The 16,643-nt window shown below is 50.7% G+C and carries 24 protein-coding genes; 22 read left to right on the top strand and 2 right to left on the bottom strand.

Features of this window, described 5'->3' with window-relative positions:
- Complete coding sequence (locus tag HGT71_RS14355; RefSeq protein WP_214218367.1) at positions 1–666, top strand: hypothetical protein; 666 nt, start codon at positions 1–3, stop codon at positions 664–666.
- Positions 667–1,096: 430 nt separating this feature from the next.
- Here HGT71_RS14355 and HGT71_RS14350 read toward each other — a convergent pair whose 3' ends face one another.
- Both HGT71_RS14350 and HGT71_RS14345 read right to left on the bottom strand, forming a co-directional pair.
- Positions 1,097–2,158 carry a phage portal protein gene (locus tag HGT71_RS14350; protein ID WP_214218366.1) on the bottom strand — a complete coding sequence of 354 codons (1,062 nt, stop codon included), beginning with the start codon at positions 2,156–2,158 and terminating at the stop codon, positions 1,097–1,099.
- Positions 2,159–3,925, bottom strand: coding sequence for a terminase ATPase subunit family protein (locus HGT71_RS14345; protein ID WP_214218365.1), 1,767 nt, complete (start codon positions 3,923–3,925; stop codon positions 2,159–2,161).
- 155 nt (positions 3,926–4,080) lie between these two features.
- Between HGT71_RS14345 and HGT71_RS14340 the strand changes: the two genes are divergently transcribed.
- The 21 genes from HGT71_RS14340 (at position 4,081) to HGT71_RS14245 (ending at position 16,639) form a co-directional block, all read left to right on the top strand.
- Entirely contained in the window at positions 4,081–4,914 is an 834-nt protein-coding gene (locus HGT71_RS14340) for a GPO family capsid scaffolding protein (protein ID WP_214218364.1), read from the top strand.
- A gap of 16 nt (positions 4,915–4,930) precedes the next feature.
- On the top strand, positions 4,931–6,031 hold the full coding sequence (locus HGT71_RS14335; protein WP_214218363.1) for a phage major capsid protein, P2 family: 1,101 nt from the start codon (positions 4,931–4,933) through the stop codon (positions 6,029–6,031).
- 3 nt (positions 6,032–6,034) lie between these two features.
- Positions 6,035–6,688, top strand: a complete 654-nt coding sequence (gene gpM / locus HGT71_RS14330; RefSeq protein ID WP_214218362.1) for a phage terminase small subunit — start codon at positions 6,035–6,037, stop codon at positions 6,686–6,688.
- A 93-nt stretch (positions 6,689–6,781) separates the two neighbouring features.
- Positions 6,782–7,246 carry a head completion/stabilization protein gene (locus HGT71_RS14325; protein ID WP_214218361.1) on the top strand — a complete coding sequence of 155 codons (465 nt, stop codon included), beginning with the start codon at positions 6,782–6,784 and terminating at the stop codon, positions 7,244–7,246.
- Entirely contained in the window at positions 7,246–7,449 is a 204-nt protein-coding gene (locus HGT71_RS14320; protein ID WP_092672807.1) for a tail protein X, read from the top strand. The genes HGT71_RS14325 and HGT71_RS14320 overlap by 1 nt, the downstream gene beginning before the upstream one ends.
- Before the next feature lie 4 nt (positions 7,450–7,453).
- Positions 7,454–7,666 (top strand): HP1 family phage holin, encoded by a 213-nt coding sequence (locus tag HGT71_RS14315; protein ID WP_071431267.1) that lies wholly within the window; start codon positions 7,454–7,456, stop codon positions 7,664–7,666.
- Entirely contained in the window at positions 7,647–8,159 is a 513-nt protein-coding gene (locus HGT71_RS14310) for a lysozyme (protein ID WP_214218360.1), read from the top strand. The genes HGT71_RS14315 and HGT71_RS14310 overlap by 20 nt, the downstream gene beginning before the upstream one ends.
- A complete protein-coding gene (locus HGT71_RS14305) occupies positions 8,159–8,548 on the top strand; it encodes a hypothetical protein (protein WP_214218359.1) in 390 nt (129 codons plus the stop codon). Before HGT71_RS14310 ends, HGT71_RS14305 begins: the two co-directional genes overlap by 1 nt.
- Complete coding sequence (gene lysB / locus HGT71_RS14300) at positions 8,542–8,952, top strand: Rz-like lysis system protein LysB (RefSeq protein WP_092672799.1); 411 nt, start codon at positions 8,542–8,544, stop codon at positions 8,950–8,952. Before HGT71_RS14305 ends, lysB begins: the two co-directional genes overlap by 7 nt.
- Positions 8,858–9,136 carry an Rz1-like lysis system protein LysC gene (gene lysC, locus HGT71_RS15875; protein ID WP_230527262.1) on the top strand — a complete coding sequence of 93 codons (279 nt, stop codon included), beginning with the start codon at positions 8,858–8,860 and terminating at the stop codon, positions 9,134–9,136. Before lysB ends, lysC begins: the two co-directional genes overlap by 95 nt.
- Positions 9,066–9,497, top strand: a complete 432-nt coding sequence (locus HGT71_RS14295; RefSeq protein WP_214218358.1) for a phage tail protein — start codon at positions 9,066–9,068, stop codon at positions 9,495–9,497. Before lysC ends, HGT71_RS14295 begins: the two co-directional genes overlap by 71 nt.
- On the top strand, positions 9,490–9,936 hold the full coding sequence (locus HGT71_RS14290; RefSeq protein WP_214218357.1) for a phage virion morphogenesis protein: 447 nt from the start codon (positions 9,490–9,492) through the stop codon (positions 9,934–9,936). The genes HGT71_RS14295 and HGT71_RS14290 overlap by 8 nt, the downstream gene beginning before the upstream one ends.
- 68 nt (positions 9,937–10,004) lie before the next feature.
- On the top strand, positions 10,005–10,583 hold the full coding sequence (locus HGT71_RS14285) for a phage baseplate assembly protein V (protein WP_214218356.1): 579 nt from the start codon (positions 10,005–10,007) through the stop codon (positions 10,581–10,583).
- Complete coding sequence (locus tag HGT71_RS14280) at positions 10,580–10,924, top strand: GPW/gp25 family protein (RefSeq protein ID WP_092672787.1); 345 nt, start codon at positions 10,580–10,582, stop codon at positions 10,922–10,924. Before HGT71_RS14285 ends, HGT71_RS14280 begins: the two co-directional genes overlap by 4 nt.
- A 1-nt stretch (position 10,925) precedes the next feature.
- Entirely contained in the window at positions 10,926–11,834 is a 909-nt protein-coding gene (locus HGT71_RS14275) for a baseplate assembly protein (RefSeq protein ID WP_214218355.1), read from the top strand.
- Positions 11,827–12,432: a phage tail protein I gene (locus HGT71_RS14270; RefSeq protein ID WP_214218354.1), complete on the top strand. Its 606-nt coding sequence runs from the start codon at positions 11,827–11,829 to the stop codon at positions 12,430–12,432. Before HGT71_RS14275 ends, HGT71_RS14270 begins: the two co-directional genes overlap by 8 nt.
- Entirely contained in the window at positions 12,429–13,862 is a 1,434-nt protein-coding gene (locus HGT71_RS14265; protein ID WP_214218353.1) for a phage tail protein, read from the top strand. The genes HGT71_RS14270 and HGT71_RS14265 overlap by 4 nt, the downstream gene beginning before the upstream one ends.
- A complete protein-coding gene (locus tag HGT71_RS14260) occupies positions 13,862–14,482 on the top strand; it encodes a tail fiber assembly protein (protein ID WP_214218352.1) in 621 nt (206 codons plus the stop codon). Before HGT71_RS14265 ends, HGT71_RS14260 begins: the two co-directional genes overlap by 1 nt.
- A gap of 115 nt (positions 14,483–14,597) precedes the next feature.
- Positions 14,598–15,770, top strand: coding sequence for a phage tail sheath protein (locus tag HGT71_RS14255; RefSeq protein ID WP_214218351.1), 1,173 nt, complete (start codon positions 14,598–14,600; stop codon positions 15,768–15,770).
- 8 nt (positions 15,771–15,778) lie between these two features.
- Positions 15,779–16,294: a phage major tail tube protein gene (locus tag HGT71_RS14250; protein WP_071431241.1), complete on the top strand. Its 516-nt coding sequence runs from the start codon at positions 15,779–15,781 to the stop codon at positions 16,292–16,294.
- 42 nt (positions 16,295–16,336) lie between these two features.
- Positions 16,337–16,639: a phage tail assembly protein gene (locus HGT71_RS14245; RefSeq protein WP_092672769.1), complete on the top strand. Its 303-nt coding sequence runs from the start codon at positions 16,337–16,339 to the stop codon at positions 16,637–16,639.
- The last annotated feature ends 4 nt before the right edge of the window (positions 16,640–16,643 follow it).

Genomic DNA, 16,643 nt, shown 5'->3' with positions numbered 1-16,643 from the left:
ATGTTAATCTCTTCGCAACCTATGTCTTTAGAAGAAATGGATAAAAATGAATTTCTAAGACAAACACACTCTTCTTTGGAGAGAGTCCGTTTTGCACTCGAGTCTCATAATAATTTCAAACAATTTATAAGAATAGAAATTGACAATGCTATCAATCACATAGAAAAAAATATAAACATTTATAATTTCGATTTAACAGAAGATCAGATAACCTCAATTTTGATTGGTAAAATAGAAAATAAGCACTTAGGGATTAATGCTTACCATGAAGATTTCCAACGCGGACATTGTGATATTACTATCAAACTATATAAGTTCACATGGCATGGTGAGGCCAAAAAACATACTTCAGGATACAAATATTTACTTAAAGGTTACGCACAGCTAACTGAACGGTATACAAATGGAAATCCGGATAGCTGCAGTGGTGGGTTGATCATCTATTCACAAAATTCTGACTGTAAAAAAATGATGACTGCTTGGTATGAGTATTTACAAAAGTGGGCACCTGAAATCCATAAGGCTGGCCAAGCTAAGTTAGTATTTTGCAAGAATAACCCTCTCGTTTTCTATAGTACGCATCAGCATACTGTCAGTGGACTACCATATGAAGTAACCCATTTCGCAGTGAATTTTCATTTCGACCCTGTTGATAGAAAATTATGATTCAATATCAATAATAAATTTATTAACTTCTACTTCATAACCTACCCCTATTAATTAAATTTATGTCATTAATATAATGAAAATTATTGTTTATACTTAGTCAACGCTGTTTGTTTTCATAGCTCCTAGCCATACTTTTAATTAATACTTAAACATTATTATTACGCATGAAAACGCATGAGTCCCTTGCACTCAAAATCGCCCTAAAGCCCGCGCCACGCGGGTTTTTTAATGGATCGCAAAGTGCATGAAAAAAGGATCGTTAAGTGAAGAGCGCAGGCGGGCGGGCGAGCGCGCGCTGAGGGGTATAATGGCCTTTTCTGGCAGCGACTCAGCAGCCCCCTAAGAGGTCGGCAGTTCGCGCCTGATTGCGACACGCAAAAAAAAGAGCACCTTATCAGGGCGCTCTCATTGCGTTTAAAGAGGTGGTCTAGTTTTGCTGCGTAGTGTCGTTGTCATCATCCAGTGAGTAAGGCGCAAACTGTATAATTTCCTCGCCCGCCCACTCGTTCAACTCCTCAAAGCGTTTCTGTAATGGCAGTAATTCATTGCGTACAAAGACGCGGCTCGCTTTCTCTACATCCCCAAAGCCGCCGACGTTGTTCGGCATGATCCCCATCATCTGCGGCGGTACCCGATGCGCGCCCAGCATGTCATCGCGACTCACGTTTTTAATATTAAGAAATTCATCTTTGGCCGCGACCTCTGACAGCGGGATAATCTGAATCCCGTCTTTTTTGCCGTTCGGCGAGTACATAAAAAGGTTACGAAAATTACCGGGGCCTTTTGCACTTTTCATGGCGCTGCGGATGTTGTTGACGTCTTCCTGATTCTGCGCCGCATCGGTCATATACATGATAAAGCCCGCGTGCGATCCGTTGATGTAATACTTACGCCGGAACAGGGTCGCCGACTCGTTAAGCAAGGTTGACGGGATAGCCGAGAGGTATTCTGGTAAGCCGTAAATCTCCTGATTTAAATCCGGCTCCATCAGGTGAAAAACATTACCGGGCGTAAACTGGTACGGCTCAGTGTTAAAGCCATATTGCACAAACCAGTACGTGTCTAAATCGGTGCCGCGTCGGGTGAATTTTGCCAGCGATGGCTCAAGCGAGATAATACCGCCGAGTCGATTGGTGCGCTTTTCCAGATAGGCATTACCAAAGACCAGATAATCCTGCACAAAGCGGCTAAACGCTTGGCGGCTGAGGAGCTTATGCGGGATAAATGAGCTGATTAAAATATTACGCTTAACCTGAATCGGCGAGCTGTGATGCACCGCCGCACGAAAGGTACGCGCCAAGCCGTCGAAACTCACGGGCGGCTCATACCAACGGTCGAGCTGAATACATTCGACATAATCCAACAGCTCGCGGCGGTCGAGTACCGGGATCGGGTCGCCAAAACTAAACGCCTCGGCGCGGGTCGCCGTGTTGTCTTGGGCAGTCGCGCTCACTACTGGCAATGCTTTTTTGCCTCTGCGTTTGCTCATCTAAAAAATCTCCATAATATTGCCAGTATGGGCGGCTTCGCCCTGTAGGGGTTCGTTGGCTAAGGCGTGCATCGTCGCCCACGCTAAATCGGCGTGACTCGCTTCTTCGCTGCGACTGGCTTCATAAGTGGGGCGATTACCGCTGGCCGTAGTGGTTTTGCGGATCGACATAAAGGATTGCGCAATATCAAGGTGGCTCGCATCAAACTCTAAACGGCCACTGCTAATGGTGTCGTAAGCCTTGAGCACTAAGGCATTTTTAACGGTAGGGTTATAGACAAACTCTTTGACCATCGGAAAGAACATTTTGACGTTCTCATAAACCCCATGACCAACCCCTGTCGAGTCAATACCGATATAAGTGACGTTATATTGCAATGTGAGCTGTCTAATGGATTCGGCTTGGGCTTTAAAGTCCATGCCGCGCCATTGGTGGCGCTCAAGGATACGGAACTTCCCGCCCGGCACGGCAGGCGGGGCTATCACCACGCACCCTGCACTGTCACCGTTTTGTGTGCCCTTGGCAGGATCGTAGCCTATCCAGACTTCGCGCCAGCCGAAAGGACGTAGCGCCAATGCTTCAAAGTCTTCCCACACTTCCCAGCTATCGACCATGCATTTTTGCAGCATGGCTAATTGGAACACCGAGGCCAAATCGTCCATAAACATGCACATCAGCAAGTTTTGATAATCTTCCGGGCTGTAGCGCTGGCGAAGTTGTTCAAGGTCAAACAGATTACAGCCGCCCTGCACCGCATCTTCTACGGTGACAATTTGCCGCCATTGACCGTCCTCACACAGCCGACCGCGTGATAGTGCGCTGTGACTAATATCAAGGTCGATTTTGTCTGACTTGGCGCGGCCCTTATTAAATTGCGTGCCTGACCAGAAAGGGTAAGCACTGTGCGTCAGGCTAGACGGAGTTGAGAAATAGGTTTCGCGCCACTGCTTATGCAGCGCCATACCCGAGGCGACCTTTTGCAGTTCTTGGAATTTGGGGATCCAGAAATATTCATCAAGATAAAGATTGCCGTGATAACTCTGCGCGGTACGGGCATTGGTACCAAGGAAGTAGAGGCACGCACCATTACCCAGCGTCATTGGGTCGCCTTTTAACTCGACGTCAACCTCGCGGGCAAACTCAATGATGTACTGCTTAAAGACATGGGCCTGTGCTTTACTGGCTGACAAGAAAATCTGATTGCGGCCCGTTTTCAACGCATCGACCAATGCCTCACGGGCAAAAAAGAAGGTGGCACCAATTTGCCGGGATTTAAGCAGATTACGCACTGCAAAATTGTTACCCGCCTCCCACCATTGGCGCTGGTAGCCAAACATCGACTCGTGAAAAATCGACTCTAACTTCTTAAACTGCTCGTCGCTAAAGGCATTTTTTTCAGGGGGCTTGCGCGGTCCACTGTTACGGCTCGCAATATTGGGGTTTAAGTCGGCTTCGTTGCCGCCATTATTGAATTTACCGATGCGTGCATGGCGCTCTGACTGACGGGCGAGTAAATCAATTTCCTTAAAATCTTTCCCCTCTTTTTGCGGCTTGAGAATGAGCTGGCAATAGCGCGCGGCCGTGGTGATCTGCATCTGCTCAAGCGGGCCGTATTCGCCCCACTTATCGCGCTTTTTCCAACTGTGCACGGTCGCGGCTTTCTCGCCCAGCATTTGTGCAATGCGGGCAATGCGGTACCCCTGAAAGTAAAGCAACAAGGCTTGTCTGCGGGGATCGAGTTCTTCGGGCGTCGGGGTCATGTTCATGGCACAAGATTACGGCCTGAATCTAAACCTTTCGCTTAGCGCGTTTTGTGTAGTGAACCCCACAAGAGGCGCTGATTGTTCAGCCAATCAGAAACCGCAACCATAAGGCTCCTAACTGCGAATGAGCGCAGCATTTTATTAATCGGAGCACAGCTATGGCAGTGAAAGCAAAGCGTTTTCGTATTGGTGTGGAAGGTGCCACGTCAGACGGTCGCGAAATCTCCCGTGATTGGCTGGAGCAAATGGCCGCCAGTTATAACCCCGAATTCTATACCGCGCAGATTAACCTTGAGCACATCAAGGCTTACGATCCGACCAGTACCTTTAATCGCTACGGTACCGTTGCGGCATTGACCGCCGAAGAAATTACCGACGGCCCGCTCAAAGGTAAAATGGCGCTCTATGCCGATATTCTGCCAACTGACGCACTGGTTGAGCTGGTCAAAAAAGGTCAAAAGATTTTCACCTCAATGGAAGTGAGTCCGCAATTCGCCGACACCGGAAAAGCCTATCTCTCGGGCCTTGCCGCTACTGACGACCCGGCAAGCCTTGGCACCGAAATGCTGGCCTTTAGTGCTAAAGCCGAGCACAACCCTCTCGCCAATCGTAAGCAGCATAAAGACAACCTCTTTACGGCGGCGGTTGAAACCACAATCGAACTTGAAGAGCTACCGGAAGAAAAGCCGACCTTACTGAGCCGTGTTACCGCAATGTTTGCCAAAAAGCAGAAAAGTGACGATGCGCGCTTAAGCGATGTGCATCAAGCCGTGGAATTGGTGGCAACCGAGCAGCAAACCTTTAGCCAGCAAACCGCCAAAACGCTCAACGAGCAAGCCAGCGACTTGCAAGCCCTCACTGAGCAGTTAGCGGCCCAGCAGACTGCGTTTGATGAACTCAAAACGCAGCTTGAAAAAGCCGATTCGCGTAGTGATTACCGCCAACGCGCACCGGGTGGCCAAGTGCCCACCGAAAACCTGACCAATTGCTAACGGAGCGATTACCCCGATGAAAAAGAACACCCGTTTTGCCTTTAATGGCTACCTTACTCAGTTAGCGCGTATCTATAACGTTGAAGAGAACGAGCTACACGGTAAATTTAGCGTCGAACCTGCAATGGCGCAAACACTGGAAGACCAAATCCAACAAAGTGCCGCATTCCTAACGCTTATTAACGTGATCGGCGTGACTGACCAATCCGGCCAGCTTTTAGGGCTAGGCGTTGGCAGCACGATTGCGGGCACCACTGACACCACGACCAAAGACCGCCAAGCCAGTGATCCGATGGTGATGGGCGACATTGAGTACAAATGCGAGCAAACCAACTTTGACACCGCGATCACCTATGCCAAGTTGGATTTATGGGCGAAGTTCCAAGACTTCCAGACCCGTATTCGTAACGCCATCATTAAGCGCCAAGCGCTTGACCGTATCATGATTGGCTTTAACGGTACCCAGCGCGCGAAGACCTCCGACCGCGTGAAAAATCCGTTATTGCAAGACGTTAACAAAGGCTGGCTGCAAAAGCTGCGCGAAGATGCACCAGAACGTGTGATGGGTAGCGCAACAAAAGACGGCGTAACAACCGCTGCGTCCATCAAAATTGGTACAGGCGGGACTTATCTAAACCTTGATGCGTTAGTGATGGATGCGGTTAACGAGCTTATCGACCCGATTTTTCAAGATGACGACGAGCTGGTTGTAATTTGTGGTCGTGAGTTACTGGCAGATAAATATTTCCCACTGGTCAACGCCGAGCAAGCGAATAGCGAGAAACTGGCGGCAGATTTGATTATCAGCCAAAAACGCATGGGCGGCTTGCAAGCAGTGCGTGCGCCGTACTTCCCCGCGAATGCATTGCTTATCACCCGTTTAGATAACCTCTCCATTTATTGGCAGGAAGAGAGCCGCCGTCGCACCATTATCGACAACGCCAAGCGTGACCAGATTGAAAACTACGAATCGGTCAACGAAGCCTATGTGGTCGAAGACTACCGCTGCGCAGCTCTAGTGGAGAATATTTCACTGGTCGGTGCGGTAACGGCGAGCAAGGCTGACGATTCGCAAGCTAATGCAGAACAAAACGCCAACCAAAAAGAGGGAAGCTAATCCATGAGCCTGAGTCCTGCCCGGCAACATCGGCTGCGTATTCAGGCAGAATCCGCCTCCCGACAGGGAGGCTCTGCCCGGCACGCGAATGGTTATGAATTGATGCTAATGCAGCTCAATGAAGACCGTCGCCGATTAAAGGGGATTCAGTCTCATGTGCGCAAAGCCGAAATAAAAATCACCTTACTCCCCAAATATCTTGCATGGATTAACGGCGTGATTGAGGCCAGCAGCGAGCGACAAGATGATGTGTTGCTCTATGTGATGGTGTGGGCGATTGATGCGGGCGATTTTGACTTAGCGCTGCGCATTGCCGAGCACGCCTTAACGCATCGCTGGGTAATGCCGATGCCAACACCGCGTAATGTCGCCACATGGGTGGTCGAGGAGATTTCCGACGGTGCGCTCAAAGCACTCGCCACCAAACAAGCGTTTACGGCGGACACCTTGCTGCGCGCCTTAAGTGTGACAGAGGGTTGTGACATGCCCGACCCCTCACTGGCGCGGCTACACAAGGCTATTGGCTATGTGCTGCGAGAGGTCAGCCCGATGGCGGCACTTAATCACCTCAATCAAGCCCTTGCCCTGCATGACAGATGCGGAGTGAAAAAGGATATAGAGCAGTTGGTTAAACGCTTACAGCAAGCCAACGCCTAACCCAACGCCAACGCGTAGGGCGGCACGCAGCCGCGATAGGTTTCTAACCTTATCAACGCTGCGTTCACCGCCCACCTATTAAGGAGAAAGGCCATGCAGTTTGTGTCGCCTGAGACAAGTCAGGGCACCCCGGAGGTGATCCCGAATAACAGCTTTTGGCCGGAAGTAAATCTAGCGCAATACGCCAAAGTTATGCGCAGCGATGGCACCGTCACCCCAGAGCGGTTAAAGCAGGTGGTACTGAGCGCGATGAGTGAAGTCAATACCGAGCTTTATATATGGCGCGAGCGTCAAGAGTTGCTGGGTTATAACCATCTTGATGAGGTGCCTGCCTCGAAACTTGGCAACCAAAGCCAGCGGGTCCATCACTATCTTAATGCGATCTGGTGCTGGGTGCGCGCGGTGCTTTATGAACGTTACGCCGATTACGACGCCACGGCATCGGGGAGTAAACGCGGCAGCGAGCTAGAAAAAGTCGGTGATGATTTATGGCGCGATGCACGCTGGGCAATCAGCCGTGTGCAAGACCTGCCGCATTGTGTCGTGGAGCTTATCTGATGAAAGTGCGTGCGCGCCAATATGACACGGTGGACGAGCTTTGCTGGCGTCATTATGGGCGCACGCAAGGCGTCACCGAACAGGTACTTGCGGCCAATCCGGGACTCTGCGAGCACACACCTTTTTTACCGCACGGGCTACTCGTCGAGTTACCGGACAGCGTGACAACACCGACGCGCCAGACCGTGCAATTGTGGGATTAACACGATGTGGGAAAAAATTCGCACCTTTATCGTCTGGTTTATCTCTGTGGGGATGGCGTGGATTGGTGATTTATCGCTGAAAGATATTTCAACAATTGTCGGACTGGCGCTGGGCGTCGTAACGGTATTAATCAATGCGTACTACAAGCGCCAAACCTTAGCCTTACTGCGTAGTGGAAAAGTGACACGGGAGGAGTATGACGCCGCAAATCGTTAAGCGCTGTATGGTCGGCGCGGTGCTGGCGATTGTCGCCACCTTGCCGCAGATGCAAACGCTGCATACCTCGCCGCAAGGGTTAAGACTCATTGCCGATTTTGAGGGCTGTCGGTTACAACCTTACCAATGCAGTGCCGGAGTATGGACCGATGGGATCGGCAACACAAAGGGAGTCATACCCGGTAAAACTATTACAGAGCGACAAGCGGCGCATAACTTCATTACCAATGTAATGAATACCGAGAGTGCGTTAACGCGCTGTTTGCGGGTTACGCCGCCGCAAAAAGTCTATGACGCGATAGTGTCATTTTCTTTTAACGTCGGTACGACGAAAGCCTGTGATTCAACCTTAATCAAACTCGCCAATCAAAGACGCTTCACTGATGCCTGTTTGCAGCTCCCGCGCTGGGTATATGTCAAAGGGGTATTCAATCAGGGTGTCGATAATCGGCGGCAACGCGAAATGATCTGGTGCTTACAAGGAGCGCAATAATGCAATTTAAATTTATCAATTGGGCTTTCGCTACAACTTTGCTGGTATTGATGCTTATCCCCCTGCTTGAGCCGCAGAGTGTATATGCGTCGTGGTTTGTTCCGGTGGTTGGCATAAGTATTTTATATCGATTCAGGATAATAATTATTGCGATAAGAATAATGTTACTTGAGAGCGAGAAAAGGCACTGGCTAAAAGGTCAGCTGCAATATTGCTTCCCTCGCTATCAATCAGAGATGGAAACCTTATTTCGAATATTTTTCATTCTAGTAGTGACTGGGGAGCTAATCGTCTGTGGTTGGTTTATCGTGGCTAATATTTATTTATTTACCGCCATAGCTAAAGCAATGATACAAATTGAATTAACTCAGGTGGCAGACAGATGCTGAAGTTAATTTCACTGCTTTGCACGGCGGCACTCGTTGCCTTACTTTTTATCTCATGGCGACTTCATGAAGCCCATCACATCATCGGCCTACAGCAACAGGACTTGAAGAGCAATAAAGAGAAAATAGCCGATAAGAATAGCCAACTGATCGCGCTCTCAATACTCACTGAAACCAATAGCCAAGCACTTGCCGCACTCACTGCTAACGCCGAGAAAAACGGCGTGTTATTGCGCGAACGGCTACACACCATAGAGGCGCTCACCCGTGAAAATGAAACCCTGCGCAATTGGGCTGCTACTAAGCTGCCTGATGATGTTATCCGCTTGCAGCAACGACCGACCTTCACCCGAGGTGAAGATTACCGTCAATGGCTGTCCGACAATCACCCGCTGCCAGCTCCCTAAATCAGCCCCCAACGATAACGGTCAATTGTGGACGGCACTCAGTGAGAGCGAGGCCGCATGGGCAAGCTGTGCCGATAAGGTCGATATGATTGTTACCTGTCAGGAGAAAATGAGTGAACAAACCAAAACACTTACGCCAAGCGCTCAGCAAAGCCGTACCGTACCTGCAAGCCAATCCCGATAAGCTGCACGTTTTTATTGATAATGGCTCGCTGGTCACCACTGCCGCGCCGTCAATGTCGTGGGAATATAGCTATGTGTTAAACCTTGTGATTGAGGATTTTAGCGGCGACCAAAATCTTTTAATGGCCCCGATTATCGCTTGGCTACAGGTCAATCAATCGGATGCGATTAATAACCCGGAACTGCGCGAAAAATTATTCAGCTTTGAGGTCGATATTCTCAATAACGAGGCGTGCGACATTAGCATTAACTTACACCTCACTGAGCGGGTGATCGTTAATAGCGATGGCAGTATCTCAAGCGTTATGGCCGTTGACGAACCTGAGCCGCCCGAAGAAATGTGGACGGTGAAGCATGGCTGAACTCAGCGAGGTTGATGCGTGGCTGTCAGCACTTGTTGAGAATCTGCAACCCACCGCGCGCAAGAAAATGTTGCGCGAGTTGGCGCAAGAGGTGCGGCGTAATCAGCAAGCCAATATTCGGCTACAACGTGATCCGGATGGACAAGCCTTTTCCCCACGTAAAGTCACCGCCCGCAGCAAGAAAGGTCGCATTAAACGCCAGATGTTTAGCAAGCTGCGTAGGGCGAAATACCTTAAAGCGACGGCTGACACCAGTACCGCAACCGTCGGGTTTATCAGCCAAGTGCAACACACGGCGCGAGTACACCATTACGGATTACGCGACCGGGTGCGACGTAATGGGCCAATGGCGCAATATCCCGCAAGGCGTTTACTCGGGGTTAATGACAGCGTAGAAACCTTAATAAAAGATACGTTAATCCGTTTTCTATCCCGCTAGGCATTGTGCTATCGCTCAGACAATGCCGAGCACTGCCGCTTTCCCTCCACTTTTGGCACCCTCATTCCATGAACGCACAACTCAACGAACTCTTACGCCTTATCTCTAATCTGATCCGCACCGGAGTGATTTCCGAGGTCGATCCGGATAGCTGGCTATGCCGCGTCAAAGTAGGTGAACTTGAAACCAATTGGATTAATTGGCTGACCTTTCGCGCCGGAAAAACCCGCTCTTGGTGGTGCCCGTCTGTGGGCGAGCAAGTCGTGCTACTAAGTCTGGGCGGCAATCTCGATACCGCCTTTGCGCTGCCCGCGATTTACTCCAACCAGTTTTCGCCGCCGAGTAACAGTCTTACCGCTGAGGTCATTGAGTATGACGATGGCGCGCTGTTTAGTTATGACCCGGCGACAGGGCAATTACAGGTCACGGGCATTAAATCGCTACTAGTCGAAGCGAGCGTAAGTGCGACCTATAAAACGCCGCAGTTTCATATTGAGGCCGAGCAAACCCGCATTAACAGCGATGTGGTGATTAACGGTGCCGTAACACAGGGCGGCGGTGCGATGTCGTCTAATGGCGTCGTGGTGGATAAACACCAACATAGCGCGGTGAAGTCTGGCGGCGATCTCAGTGGAGGCCCTGTATGAGTCGTTATTTGGGGATGAACAGCGCAGACGGTCGAGCCATTGAGGACATTGCCCATCTGCGCCAATCGGTCAGCGATATTTTATTAACCCCGCAAGGCTCACGCCTCGCGCGCCGCACTTATGGATCGCTACTGTTTGAACTGATTGACCAACCGCAAAACCCCGCATTGCGCTTACAGGTAATGGCGGCAGTGTATACCGCGCTCACTCGCTGGGAGCCGCGTTTAACCTTGAGCAGCGTGACGATAAGCAGTAGCAAAGATGGCTCAATGGTCGTTGAAATCACGGGTCAGCAAGCCTCCGGGCAATCCGTTTCACTCTCTATTAATACAGGGGCATAAGATGGCCGTTATTGACTTATCACAACTGCCCGCACCGCAAATCGTTGAGGTGCCCGATTTCGAAACGCTACTTACCGAGCGCAAGGCGGCATTGATTGCCCTCTATCCTGCCGACCAACAGGACGCGATTACGCGCACCTTGGCGCTAGAATCGGAACCCATTACCAAGCTATTACAAGAAAGTGTTTATCGCGAATTGCTGTTGCGCCAACGCCTCAACGAAGCCGCACAAGCCGTGATGGTCGCCTACTCGCTCACCAGTGACCTTGACCAACTGGCCGCTAACTACAATGTGCAGCGACTAACCATTACCCCGGCGGATAACACCACGACCCCGCCGACCGCTGCGGTGATGGAAACCGACGATGATTTACGGCTGCGTATTCCGGCAGCCTTTGAGGGCTTATCTGTTGCCGGGCCAACTGCTGCGTATGAGTTTCATGCTAAGAGCACGGACGGGCGGGTCGCCGATGCCAGCGCTATCAGCCCAAACCCTGCCGAAGTCGTAGTGACGATTTTAAGCCGCGAAGGGGATGGTAGCGCGGACAGTGAATTGCTCGCGCTGGTTGATAAGGCCCTGAATGATGAGAGCGTGCGACCTGTTGCCGACCGTCTAACGGTGAAAAGTGCGCAGATTATCCCTTATCAGATTGATGCCACACTCTACTTTTATCCGGGGCCGGAAGCCAAGCCTATCATGAGTGCAGCAAAGCAGAGTTTACAAACCTATATCAACAGCCAAACCCGACTCGGGCGCGATATTCGCCTAAGTGCTATTTATGCTGCCCTGCATGTGGAAGGTGTGCAGCGTGTCGAACTCGCCGCACCCTTGGCTGATGTGGTGCTGGATAAAACCCAAGCGGCATCCTGTACCGGTTGGACGGTGACAAGCGGGGGAACGGATGAATAGCCTACTGCCGAAAAGTGCCAGCGTCCTAGAACGGCGACTCGCCGAAGTCTGTAGCGATATGGCGGATTTATCGGTACCGCTGCGCGACCTGTGGAACCCTGCGAGCTGTCCGGTCAGTTTCTTACCCTATCTGGCGTGGGCGCTCTCAGTTGACCGCTGGGATGAAAGCTGGGAGGAGAGCGTTAAACGGCAAATCGTCAAAGATGCCTTTTATATTCACCAACACAAAGGCACGACCAGTGCCATTCGCCGCGTCGTCGAGCCGTTCGGCTTTCTTATCCGCATTATTGAATGGTGGCAAACCGGAGAAGCCCCCGGCACTTTTCGCCTTGATATTGGCGTGCAGGATAAGGGTATTACCGAGGAAACCTACGCCGAACTTGAGCGTCTTATCAGTGATGCAAAACCCTGTAGCCGTCATTTAATTGGTATGTCGATAAACCTGCAAACCAATGGCGCAGTGGTTATCGGTGCCGCGAATTATCTGGGCGATGAAATCACCGTTTATCCCTATATCAATGAAGTCATTTTGTCCGCAGGTACCGATTATATCGGGAGTGCGATCCACCTTATCGACACGATGAGAATTAACCCATGAGCACAAAATTTTATACCTTACTGACCGATATTGGTGCCGCGAAACTTGCTAACGCCACTGCGTTAGGGGTACCGCTAAAAATCACCCAAATGGCGGTCGGCGACGGCGGCGGCACACTACCCACACCGAGCGCCCAGCAAACTAAACTGGTTGGAGAAAAGCGCCGGGCGGCATTAAACCAATTATACATCGACCCGCAGAACGCCAGCCAAATCATCGCCGAGCAGGTGATACCTGAGAATGAGGGCGGATGGTGGATTAGAGAAGTTGGCTTATTTGACGAGTCCGGGGCGTTGATTGCGGTCGGTAACTGCGCCGAGAGTTATAAACCGCTGCTTGCCGAGGGCAGTGGGCGCACGCAAACCGTGCGAATGATTTTAATCACCAGTGGTACCGACAACGTTACGCTTAAAATTGACCCTTCTATTGTGCTCGCTACACGTAAATATGCAGATGATAAAGCGGATGAAGCCAAAAATTATACTGATGCCCAGTTAAAAGGACATGTTGATGCCAGTGATCCCCACGCACAGTATTTACGAAAAAACGCTAACCTCTCTGACATTAGCGATAAAGATAAGGCGCGAGCGAATTTAGCTTTGAAATCGGCAGCTTTGCGTGATGTGGGGAAGAATTCTGGAAATGTCATGGAAGTTGGCGCGTATGGGGTTGGTAGTACCACGGGCGATAATATAGCAGCTCCTGATAATAACGATTTAAAAACAGGGTTTTACTTTGGCGCGGGCACTGTTGTCGGGCTAGAGGATATGAGCAGCACGCTAAGTATTCTCCAGATGGGGAGTTATAGTGGATGGCGAGGACAGTTGATACTAAGCGATGCGAAAGACAGATTGTACTACCGCACCGAGTCGAGTGGAAAATTTAAAAAAACCGTGGCGGTGTATTCTGAAAACAATAAACCCAACGCGTCGGATGTTGGGGCATTAGACAGAACCGACTTTCCCATCGGTATTCCATTGCCGTGGCCGTCAAGCACTGCACCTTCAGGATGGCTAAAGTGTAATGGTGCGCCCTTTGATAAAACAAAATATCCCGCTCTCGCCTTATCCTACCCGTCAGGTAATCTCCCTGATTTGCGAGGGGAGTTTATCCGTGGCTGGGATGATGGGCGTGGAGTGGACAGCGGACGCGCATTACTCTCAGCTCAAGGTGATGCCATAAGAAACCTCAAAGGTTCCATTGGTGGCGTTCAATTTGCCGAAAGCCGGGTATCGACAAAAGACGGGAATTTGCTCGTAAGTGAAACATTGCAAGCCTCCGGGGCCTATAAAACCAATTTAGACAGTGAGGTCAGTACAACAGGCCAAGGTATCTTTAGACTCAAGTTTGACGCCTCAACAACCGTTCCCACGGCAAACGAAAATCGGCCTAGAAACATCACATTCAATTACATAGTGAGAGCAGCATAATGGCAAATTATAATACTGAATTACCCTTAGCGAAGCTGAATGAAAGCGGTATCGCTGTGCAGGCTGGATGGCTTACCGTTTACTGTATTGAACCGAGCCAGAACGAATTTGCCTCTGTAACAATGGAATACCTGCCTGTAGGCGTTGGTTTACCCGCCCTAGGGTTCAGTGATAAACCCGAACTTCCTGGCGCGGGTTTTGCGCTTATTCGTAGTCAAGATGGTAAATCATGGGAGTCAAAACCCGACTACCGAGGAGAAACAGCCTACAACACAACAGATCGCCAGCCTGAAATCATTCAATTCATTGGCGAGTTGCCGGGCGGTATGACATTACTAACACCTAAAACAAATTTTGATAATTGGAATGGGCAGGAGTGGGTAACAGATATAAAGGCCATTCAGGCTGCGGCTATTAGCGCAGCAGATAACGATAAAGCCACGCGACTACGTGAAGCACAAAATAGAATATCCGACTGGCAAACAGAACTACAACTCGACGTCATTAGCGAAGGAGATAAAGCAAAACTAGTCGATTGGATGAGCTATATCAAAGCCCTAAATGCCATTGATACCTCAACCGCACCAGATATTGACTGGCCGCAAGCGCCCACTGCCTAACCCTCACCCCGCGTGATGCGGGGTTGTTGTACCATCCATGACACACTCCCCATTAAGTGCAATCTCTGACTAGACAGCAGAACATAGGATTACCCTGTAAACCGGAGATTTTCTGATGGCCCAAGACTATCACCACGGCGTGCGCGTCGTCGAAGTTAACGACGGCACCCGTACTATTTCAACAGTCAGTACCGCGATTGTCGGCATTGTCTGTACGGCGGACGATGCCGACGCCGCCACCTTCCCCCTTAATACCCCCGCACTGATCACGGACGTGTTAACCGCCAGTGGCAAAGCGGGTAAAACGGGCACGCTGGCTCGCACCCTTGATGCGATTGGCGACCAATCCAAGCCCGTCACCGTCGTGGTACGTGTCGCGCAAGGCGAAAGCGAAGCCGAAACCACGTCCAATATAATTGGCGGTGTCACCGCTGACGGTAAGCGTACAGGCATGAAAGCCTTGCTCGCGGCCCCGGCTCAACTTGGCGTTAAGCCACGCATTCTTGGTGTGCCCGGTCACGACACCCAAGCGGTCGCCACTGAATTACTCAGTGTGGCACAAAGTCTGCGGGCCTTTGCCTATCTCTCCGCCTATGGCTGTAAAACGGTGCAAGAGGCTATCGCCTATCGTGCCAACTTCTCACAACGCGAAGGTATGGTGATTTGGCCGGACTTTATCAGTTTTGACACGGTACTCAATGCAGACGCCACGGCCTATGCCACGGCGCGCGCGTTAGGGCTACGCGCCAAGATTGACGAGCAGACGGGCTGGCATAAGTCGCTGTCAAACGTTGGCGTTAATGGCGTGACCGGGATTTCTGCGGATGTGTTTTGGGACTTACAAGACCCAGCAACCGACGCGGGATTACTCAACCAAAACGACGTTACCACGTTAATTCGCAAAGACGGCTTTCGTTTTTGGGGTTCACGTTGCTTGAGTGACGACCCATTATTTGCCTTTGAAAGCTACACCCGCACCGCGCAAGTGCTGGCTGACACGATGGCCGAAGGGCAGATGTGGGCGGTTGATGGTGCGCTAAACCCATCACTGGCCCGCGACATTATTGAAGGGCTACGCGCGAAACTGCGAAGCCTCGTGAATCAAGGCTATCTGATTGGGGCCGATTGCTGGCTGGATGAATCAGTCAACGATAAGGACTCGCTCAAAGCGGGGAAACTGACCATTGATTACGATTACACGCCAGTGCCGCCATTAGAGAACCTGATGCTACGCCAGCGCATTACTGACCAGTATCTACTGGATTTCTCAAGCCAAGTAAGCGCCTAGGGGGAAACATGGCACTACCACGCAAGCTAAAGCATTTAAACCTGTTTAACGACGGAAATAACTACGTCGGCATTGTTGAATCAATCACTTTGCCGAAGTTTACCCGCAAGTTTGAAAAGTATCGCGGCGGCGGAATGCCCGGTGCCGTTGATGTCGATTTAGGCTTGGATGATGGCGCACTCGACACGGAATTTTCTATCGGCGGCACCGAGTTATTGCTGTTTAAGCAAATGAGCCAAGCCACAGCCGACGGTATTCAACTGCGCTTTACCGGGTCAATCCAGCGTGATGATACCGGAGAGGTGCAAGCGGTCGAGCTGGTGACACGCGGGCGCTATAAAGAGCTGGACTCAGGCGAGTGGAAAACAGGTGACAGCAACACCACAAAAGTGACCTGTACCAACAGCTACGCCAAGCTCACCATTAACGGCGAGGTGCTTTACGAGGTTGACCTTATCAACATGATTGAACTGGTCGGCGGTAAAGACATGCTTGACGCCCATCGCAAGGCAATTGGCCTATAAACTCACTCGGCACCCTCGCGGTGCCTTATCGGATGAACTGTTATGAACGATAAAACTCAAGAAAAAATCATTACCCTCGATACACCGATTACGCGTGGCGAGACCACAATCAGCGAAGTGACATTACGAAAACCCCTTGCGGGCGCACTTCGCGGTACGCGCCTTAATGCCGTGATGGAAATGGACGTCGCAGCGTTGATGACCATTATCCCGCGTATCTCAACGCCCGCTTTGACAGCGCCCGAGCTGGGAGCAATGGACCCGGCAGATTTAACCGCAATAGGGGTTGAGGTAGTCAGTTTTTTGTTACCGAAATCGGTGCTTGCCGATTTGCCGACGACCTAACGGT

Source organism: Rosenbergiella epipactidis (genome assembly GCF_018494055.1).
Taxonomy (GTDB): Bacteria; Pseudomonadota; Gammaproteobacteria; order Enterobacterales; family Enterobacteriaceae; genus Rosenbergiella; species Rosenbergiella epipactidis.
The sequence above is the reverse complement of the archived record's forward strand: the minus strand, read 5'-3'. Positions and strand labels throughout refer to the sequence as shown.

Bases quoted from the DNA above. Each gene is read 5' to 3' on its own strand.
- HGT71_RS14315 (WP_071431267.1), top strand. From the start codon at position 7,454: ATGTGGGAAAAAATTCGCACCTTTATCGTCTGGTTTATCTCTGTGGGG.
- lysC (WP_230527262.1), top strand. From the start codon at position 8,858: ATGATGTTATCCGCTTGCAGCAACGACCGACCTTCACCCGAGGTGAAG.
- HGT71_RS14285 (WP_214218356.1), top strand. From the start codon at position 10,005: ATGAACGCACAACTCAACGAACTCTTACGCCTTATCTCTAATCTGATC.
- HGT71_RS14265 (WP_214218353.1), top strand. From the start codon at position 12,429: ATGAGCACAAAATTTTATACCTTACTGACCGATATTGGTGCCGCGAAA.
- HGT71_RS14245 (WP_092672769.1), top strand. From the start codon at position 16,337: ATGAACGATAAAACTCAAGAAAAAATCATTACCCTCGATACACCGATT.
- HGT71_RS14280 (WP_092672787.1), top strand. From the start codon at position 10,580: ATGAGTCGTTATTTGGGGATGAACAGCGCAGACGGTCGAGCCATTGAG.
- HGT71_RS14310 (WP_214218360.1), top strand. From the start codon at position 7,647: ATGACGCCGCAAATCGTTAAGCGCTGTATGGTCGGCGCGGTGCTGGCG.
- HGT71_RS14290 (WP_214218357.1), top strand. From the start codon at position 9,490: ATGGCTGAACTCAGCGAGGTTGATGCGTGGCTGTCAGCACTTGTTGAG.
- HGT71_RS14270 (WP_214218354.1), top strand. From the start codon at position 11,827: ATGAATAGCCTACTGCCGAAAAGTGCCAGCGTCCTAGAACGGCGACTC.
- HGT71_RS14260 (WP_214218352.1), top strand. From the start codon at position 13,862: ATGGCAAATTATAATACTGAATTACCCTTAGCGAAGCTGAATGAAAGC.
- HGT71_RS14305 (WP_214218359.1), top strand. From the start codon at position 8,159: ATGCAATTTAAATTTATCAATTGGGCTTTCGCTACAACTTTGCTGGTA.
- HGT71_RS14345 (WP_214218365.1), bottom strand. From the start codon at position 3,925: ATGAACATGACCCCGACGCCCGAAGAACTCGATCCCCGCAGACAAGCC.
- HGT71_RS14250 (WP_071431241.1), top strand. From the start codon at position 15,779: ATGGCACTACCACGCAAGCTAAAGCATTTAAACCTGTTTAACGACGGA.
- HGT71_RS14340 (WP_214218364.1), top strand. From the start codon at position 4,081: ATGGCAGTGAAAGCAAAGCGTTTTCGTATTGGTGTGGAAGGTGCCACG.
- lysB (WP_092672799.1), top strand. From the start codon at position 8,542: ATGCTGAAGTTAATTTCACTGCTTTGCACGGCGGCACTCGTTGCCTTA.
- gpM (WP_214218362.1), top strand. From the start codon at position 6,035: ATGAGCCTGAGTCCTGCCCGGCAACATCGGCTGCGTATTCAGGCAGAA.
- HGT71_RS14325 (WP_214218361.1), top strand. From the start codon at position 6,782: ATGCAGTTTGTGTCGCCTGAGACAAGTCAGGGCACCCCGGAGGTGATC.
- HGT71_RS14350 (WP_214218366.1), bottom strand. From the start codon at position 2,158: ATGAGCAAACGCAGAGGCAAAAAAGCATTGCCAGTAGTGAGCGCGACT.
- HGT71_RS14275 (WP_214218355.1), top strand. From the start codon at position 10,926: ATGGCCGTTATTGACTTATCACAACTGCCCGCACCGCAAATCGTTGAG.
- HGT71_RS14320 (WP_092672807.1), top strand. From the start codon at position 7,246: ATGAAAGTGCGTGCGCGCCAATATGACACGGTGGACGAGCTTTGCTGG.
- HGT71_RS14335 (WP_214218363.1), top strand. From the start codon at position 4,931: ATGAAAAAGAACACCCGTTTTGCCTTTAATGGCTACCTTACTCAGTTA.
- HGT71_RS14355 (WP_214218367.1), top strand. From the start codon at position 1: ATGTTAATCTCTTCGCAACCTATGTCTTTAGAAGAAATGGATAAAAAT.
- HGT71_RS14255 (WP_214218351.1), top strand. From the start codon at position 14,598: ATGGCCCAAGACTATCACCACGGCGTGCGCGTCGTCGAAGTTAACGAC.